Raw genomic sequence first — 6663 nt, forward strand, 5'->3', positions numbered from 1 at the left:
CAACTATTCGTCCCGCAAATCAGAGTTTCAAAATTCATCGTTGACAAAGTTTGATAATCAAACTAAATTTCAAATTATTACTTTGGTTGTCAAATTACTTGTCAATCAAAGGGCTTTTATTTGCAACGATCATCTAACCACAAACACAAGCTAAGGACGCCATTTTGAGTTTTCCAACACGTCACCAACACAACTTTTCTTCACATAACAGTCAAGGTGAGAAACGCACGTTCTATGTCCTGTTATTGACCGTCGTTACCATGGTTGTCGAAATTGTTGCAGGTACTATTTACGGCTCGATGGCATTGCTTGCCGATGGTTGGCACATGGGGACGCACGCCGCAGCGTTTGGTATCACCTTATTTGCATACCGTTATGCGAAGAAACATGCCGAGAGCGAACGTTTCTCTTTCGGTACTGGCAAAGTCAGCGTGTTAGGGGGCTACACCAGCGCGATTGCATTGGGGATTGTGGCATTGTTGATGCTGGTGGAATCAGTACATCGTTTTTTTAACCCACAAGCGATTCAGTTCAATGAAGCGATAATCGTTGCTTGTATTGGTTTAACTGTGAATGTGGTGAGTATGTTTTTACTTGCCGATCACCATCATGATCACGGACACGAGCATGGCCACAATCATAGTAAGAATCACGGTCATTCACATAGCCATGAGCACGACAGCGACCATGGTCATAAACATGGCGAGCATCACGGACACCATCATGATCACAACCTACGCGCAGCCTACATGCATGTGTTGGCGGATACTCTAACTTCGCTGCTTGCGATTGTTGCGCTGCTATTTGGTAAGTTTTACGGTTGGAACTGGTTAGATGCAGCAATGGGAATGGTTGGCGCATTCGTGATTGCTAAGTGGACGATGAACCTTATAAAACAAACCAGCCCAATCCTGCTGGATGAGAATATCGACCAAGATTATCGTGACTCAGTGACCAAAACCTTAACGCCTTATGCGTCGGTCACCGATTTCCATATGTGGAAGGTGAGTGGGCATCACTATTCAGCAGCGATTACTCTTGAATCAAACAGTGATAAAACCGTCTCTGAATATAAACAAATGCTCGCCAAGTTTGATAAGATTAATCATCTTACTCTTGAAGTGCATTCAAACGACCATGCGAAATATAGAACAGCTTAACCAAATACTGACTGAGTTCTACGATAAAATGTCTTCGTGGGAGCAGTCTGTTGTCAAAGAGACGGGTTATTCCCTGGCTCAAGTACACACCATTGAAGTACTTGGTATGCATGGTGCGTTAAGAATGAAAGAGCTCGCTGAAAAGTTGGGTATTACCACGGGTACACTTACTGTTCAAATAGAAAAGTTGGTTAAAGCTGAATTGATTGAGCGCCATGAACACCCAACAGATCGTCGTGCGATTGTGGTTGCCTTGACGGATGAAGGGCAGAAGATCCACGTCCACCATAACCAGCTTCACTTGAATTTGGTTAATGAGCTGACGCAAGATATCGAAGAAGACGAGAAAGCGGTGTTATTGAAGTGCCTAACCAAGATGGTAAAAGCGTTTTAGCCAGCCTTGAATTCGCACCTAACTCTTTAGCTGCAAAGCGATTGACTAGAAAATCAAAAGATGGACCTGACTCGAATTGAGTAGGTCCATTTTTTTCGCCGTTTACGCTCTACTGTACAATCATCAATAGACGGATTCACTGTTTAAAAACCAAGTCAAAACCTCCAATATTGCGCTTCGCTCGTGCTCTTCTGGAGAGCCAAAAAAATGTCATCATAAATAATGCATCCAAATGTGCGTCAAAGTCTTTTAATTCAATGCCTTGTATACCATGACATTCAAGCCATTTATGTTCCGTCAAATAGCTGTCTCTCACTTTTATCATTCAACTAATGTACATGTATTCAGCAAGCAGAACGCATCAATCGACCACAGAGATAACTTCAGTGGTGAGTGCAATTCAAAGCCAGATGCAGGCGTCGATGGCAGAGATTGGCGAGTGTAATCAACAAGGTCAACTAACGCTGAAAGATTCGGAAGAGCTGGATGCGAGCTTGCAACTTATCTTGAGCGACATGGAAAGCATCCAAGGTAATTCAGAACGTATTGCTTCAGCGATTGAAGAGCAGGGCGCAGTAATGGCGCAAGTGAGTGACTCAATTACTGAGCTGAACACTATCTCGAACGACAATAACGCTTCGGCGCAGCATTGCTTAGTTGAAGTGGACAAGGTAGCAGAGCAAGCGAACGATATGGACCAAGCGGTCGCGCAGTTCAAGACTTCATAAACAACATAGAACTTACTAAAACAAAAGGCGTGGATCATCTACGCCTTTTTTGTGCCTGAAATTCAAATAGATAAATGACGAGAATAAAAAAACGGCCCGATCTGGGGGAAGATCTGGGCCGTTATATTACGTATTAAAGGGGGGGACTACTTATTTCGGCCTTCCAGCACATCCAGTGCCAGTTCAACCGCTTTATCAATATTGTCGCATCCCGCTAACTTACCTGAGCTGATAGGACCAAGCACATTAGCGTATAACGAGAGCTGCTTGTTAAATGGCAGGCTCAACTGCTCATATAAACGCTGGCGAATCTCGGCATGTTGCTCAGGAGCGTGAGCAGCAAGGCTTTTCAAAGTGTCATAAACAAGAGTGGTGGTAGTGTTCATTCGTCTCTTTATCATTAAGTGGGAGGCGCTTATTTTATAATCTTTTCGTATTCTTTTACTGTGACATAAGTCATACAATATTATTAATGTGTTTATCTTTTCAATCTAATGAGAATAAGGCATTCCAAAATAGACTTAAGTATCTGTGAAATATAACTAAAATAATGACAGACTATCGAACACACAAACGAATTGGCGCGTTTCTGGCAAACGGTTAAATCTATAGGAAGAGGAACAACATGCACTACGACGTATTCAACGGAGACGCAGATGGCATAATCGCGTTGTTACAGCTGCGATTAAGTGAGCCAAGAGAGAGCGTGCTCATTACTGGTGTTAAGCGTGATATTAAGTTGGTCTCTCAAGTTGTTACTCAAACTATGGAGCCGGGTAAGCAAGGTGATGTTTCTTCCGTTACCGTTTTAGATGTATCGATGGAGAAAAACCTGCCTGCACTGCACTCACTGCTAGACGCAAACATCAATGTATTTTATTGCGATCACCACCGAACAGGGGATGTCCCAACTTCTAGTCATTTAGATACTCTGATTGATACCGCGCCAGAGAGCTGCACGAGCTTGCTGATTAACCAGAAGCTGAATGGTGCGCATGTGGCTTGGGCAATCGCAGCTGCCTTTGGCGACAATCTAAAAACGGTGGCGGCGCGGCTAGCGGATGAAAATGGATTCGCTCAATCTCAAAAAGAGTTTCTAGAAGAGCTAGGTACCTTGATTAACTACAACGGTTACGGTTCGTCACTGAGTGATTTGCATTTCACGCCAGCTGAGCTCTACAAAACCCTTTATCAATACCCGAATCCGTTTGATCTTTTGGATGATAAAGACTCTGTGTTTTATCGACTACGAGATGCTTATCAAAATGATCGCCAGCAGTTATCAAACCTTGCTCCTGTTTATGAAAGTGAAGTCGCACGTGTGTTTGAACTGCCAGGTGAGACGTGGGCAAGGCGCATCAGTGGCGTATTTGGTAATGAAATCGTTAATCAAGATCCAAACCGAGCGCAAGCCGTTTTAACGAAGAATCAAGACGGCGAGTCTTACACGGTGAGCTTACGTGCGCCATTATCAAATAGAACGGGTGCAGACGAAATTTGCTCAAGTTTTGCGACTGGCGGAGGAAGAAAAGCAGCGGCTGGAATTAATCAACTTAATGAACTTGATAAGGTGAATTTTATTTCACTATTGGATGCATATTATTCATCTGGCACTGACGGTTAACTGAAAAACTCCCGACGTATACATTCAAAATCCTACAAATTCTTGCTCCTATATTCCGTTATACGTGCGTATTGCTAGCACATGTATGATGGCTATATCCAGGCTGTTTTAGTGATATCACTCGCAATGGTATCTGGTCTTAGGTCAGTAATTACGGCGTATTTGGGATGATTTTTGCCGATTTAAAGTTTATTTTTTCCTATCGGTGATTTTTTATATTTTTGGTTAATTATCTTAGTGAATTAAGGTTGATTAAATATTTATATGGTCAATGCATTCAGCCGAAAATAACAGTTTTTAGCATTTCAATTTGAATGAAAAGTCAAAATCATATTGATTCTGATATTCAATCTGTGACTCAAAATCACAAGTTAAATCAAAGGTCATCTTTTCCTATAAATTCCATTACTTCTCTATAAATATTCATGATTACAATGAATTGGTTCGGTTGTGATTGGCACAGCTGTTAAGTAAGGAAGTGGGACTAATGTTGAAACGTAAAGCTCTACAATTAGCAGTATCGGTCGGCATGGCGGCTATGTCTGGCGCTGTTTATGCGAATGGTTCAGATATGACGAATCCAGACTCTGGCGTCGTGGTTGGCTATTGGCATAACTGGTGTGACGGTGGCGGCTACCAAGGTGGTAATGCGCCATGTGTGACGTTGGATGAAGTGAACCCAATGTACAACATCGTGAATGTGTCATTCATGAAGGTTTACGATGTGGCTGATGGTCGAATCCCAACTTTTAAACTGGACCCAACCATTGGGCTTTCAGAAGAACAATTTATTGACCAAATCTCTGAGCTCAACAAGCAAGGTCGCTCTGTACTGTTGGCTTTGGGTGGTGCGGATGCACACGTAGAGCTAGAAACCGGTGATGAAAGAGCCTTTGCTGATGAGATTATCCGTCTAACTGAGCGTTACGGTTTCGATGGCCTAGATATCGACCTTGAACAAGCAGCCGTAACCGCCGCAAACAACCAAACCGTGATTCCGGATGCACTTAAGCTAGTGAAAGATCACTACCGCGCAGAAGGTAAAAACTTCCTTATTACAATGGCGCCTGAGTTCCCGTATCTAACGACAGGCGGTAAGTACGTTCCTTATATCGATAATCTAGAAGGCTACTACGACTGGATTAACCCACAATTTTACAACCAAGGTGGCGATGGTATCTGGGTTGAAGGCGTGGGTTGGATTGCTCAAAACAACGATGCGTTAAAAGAAGAATTCATCTACTACATTTCTGATTCTCTTATCAACGGAACGCGTGGTTTCCACAAGATCCCACATGACAAGCTCGTGTTTGGTATTCCTTCAAGCATCGATGCTGCAGCAACCGGTTTTGTACAAGAGCCACAAGATTTATACGACGCATTTGATAGCCTAACGGCGCAAGGTCAACCGCTACGTGGTGTGATGACTTGGTCTATCAACTGGGACATGGGCACCAACAAAAACGGCCAACAATACAACGAGCAGTTCATTAAAGACTACGGCCCGTTTGTACACGGTCAGGTAACGCCACCACCAGTCGAGGGCGAGCCCGTTCTTAAAGGTGTCGAAAATACGCGTGTTCTTCACAGCACAACGTTTGATCCTATGGATGGCGTGACGGCAACAGACAAAGAAGACGGCGATCTAACGTCATCAATCGATGTTGAAGGATACGTCGAAACGGCGGTTATCGGCACTTATGTACTGACTTACCGTGTTAAAGATAGCGATAACAATGAAACAACCAAAGCAAGAACGGTAGAAGTTTACAGCCAAAAACCTGTATTCGATGGCGTGTCTGATACTACTGTCATGTTAGGTAACGCATTTGATCCGATGGCGGGTGTTAGTGCAAATGATGCTGAAGATGGTGACCTAACAAGCACCATCACACACACTGGCAGTGTCGATGTGAATGAAATCGGCAACTACACACTTGTATACAGCGTAACAGATAGCGCGAACCAAACCGTAACTGCTGACCGTAAAGTGTCAGTAACTGATGGTTCTAACTGTGCTGCTCCATGGGATTCAAACACAGTTTATGTGGAAGGTGACCAAGTTTCGCATGACGGAGCAACGTGGGTTGCAGGTTGGTACACTCGCGGCGAAGAGCCAGGAACAACAGGTGAGTGGGGCGTTTGGAGAAAAGTTTCAGACTCTTCATGTGGTGGTAACCCAGATCCGGGCGATGACTTAGAGCTTTCGGTTTCAGGACTTCAATCACAATATGCGCCAGATAACGGCAACGTGCGTTTAGATCTGACACTGACATCAAATGAAGCATTAGATGTTACCGCTATGGTGATCAACAGTGCAGGTACTGTGGTTGAGCAAACTAAGGTTAACGTAACGGACAGCCGTGCTATTACCATCGACTTATACGATGTAGCGGAAGGGCAATATGCACTTGAAGTAGTCGGTAAAGCATCTGACGGTGAAATGGTGATGGTAAACGATTCGTTCGCTGTTAAAGACGGTGGCGGAACAACACCTCCTCCAGGTGATTACCCTCCATATGAAGCGGGCACAAACTACGCAGCGGGTGACATTGTGGTCGGCAGCGATAATGGCTTGTACGAATGTAAGCCTTGGCCATACACGGCATGGTGTGCAAGCGCGTCTTACGCTCCAGCAGATAGCCAATACTGGCAAGATGCTTGGACAAAGCTGTAGTCTGATAGCTCAACGCTAGCAATATAAAGTAGACGATCAAAGAGAGGCCATTGTGCCTCTCTTTTTTATGGTGCGCCGAG

Annotated in this window: 5 protein-coding genes and 1 pseudogene; 5 read left to right on the plus strand and 1 reads right to left on the minus strand. The window is 44.0% G+C overall.

Annotation, left to right across the window (positions count from 1 at the left end):
* Nucleotides 1-164 precede the first annotated feature (164 nt).
* From dmeF to AB4375_RS10360, 3 genes and pseudogenes are all read left to right on the plus strand, one after another.
* A complete protein-coding gene (gene dmeF / locus AB4375_RS10350; protein WP_372051530.1) occupies nt 165-1160 on the plus strand; it encodes a CDF family Co(II)/Ni(II) efflux transporter DmeF in 996 nt (331 codons plus the stop codon).
* A complete protein-coding gene (locus tag AB4375_RS10355; protein ID WP_017059185.1) occupies nt 1138-1554 on the plus strand; it encodes a MarR family winged helix-turn-helix transcriptional regulator in 417 nt (138 codons plus the stop codon). The genes dmeF and AB4375_RS10355 overlap by 23 nt, the downstream gene beginning before the upstream one ends.
* 347 nt (nt 1555-1901) lie before the next feature.
* Nucleotides 1902-2282: pseudogene (locus AB4375_RS10360) on the plus strand (methyl-accepting chemotaxis protein); the annotation flags it as partial.
* A gap of 146 nt (nt 2283-2428) precedes the next feature.
* Here AB4375_RS10360 and AB4375_RS10365 read toward each other — a convergent pair.
* Nucleotides 2429-2668, minus strand: coding sequence for a PAS factor family protein (locus tag AB4375_RS10365; protein ID WP_004733935.1), 240 nt, complete (start codon nt 2666-2668; stop codon nt 2429-2431).
* Between the two features lie 239 nt (nt 2669-2907).
* Between AB4375_RS10365 and AB4375_RS10370 the strand changes: the two genes are divergently transcribed.
* Nucleotides 2908-3906, plus strand: a complete 999-nt coding sequence (locus AB4375_RS10370) for a hypothetical protein (protein ID WP_017068308.1) — start codon at nt 2908-2910, stop codon at nt 3904-3906.
* 487 nt (nt 3907-4393) lie between these two features.
* Nucleotides 4394-6583, plus strand: a complete 2190-nt coding sequence (locus AB4375_RS10375; protein ID WP_372051532.1) for an immunoglobulin-like domain-containing protein — start codon at nt 4394-4396, stop codon at nt 6581-6583.
* Nucleotides 6584-6663 lie beyond the last annotated feature (80 nt).

The sequence above is a fragment of the Vibrio sp. 10N.261.51.C6 genome (assembly GCF_041471785.1).
Lineage (GTDB): Bacteria > Pseudomonadota > Gammaproteobacteria > Enterobacterales > Vibrionaceae > Vibrio > Vibrio crassostreae_C.

What these genes read in the sequence shown, in the direction of transcription:
- AB4375_RS10370 (WP_017068308.1), top strand. Translation starts at nt 2,908, where the DNA reads ATGCACTACGACGTATTCAACGGAGACGCAGATGGCATAATCGCGTTG.
- AB4375_RS10365 (WP_004733935.1), bottom strand. Translation starts at nt 2,668, where the DNA reads ATGAACACTACCACCACTCTTGTTTATGACACTTTGAAAAGCCTTGCT.
- AB4375_RS10355 (WP_017059185.1), top strand. Translation starts at nt 1,138, where the DNA reads ATGCGAAATATAGAACAGCTTAACCAAATACTGACTGAGTTCTACGAT.
- AB4375_RS10375 (WP_372051532.1), top strand. Translation starts at nt 4,394, where the DNA reads ATGTTGAAACGTAAAGCTCTACAATTAGCAGTATCGGTCGGCATGGCG.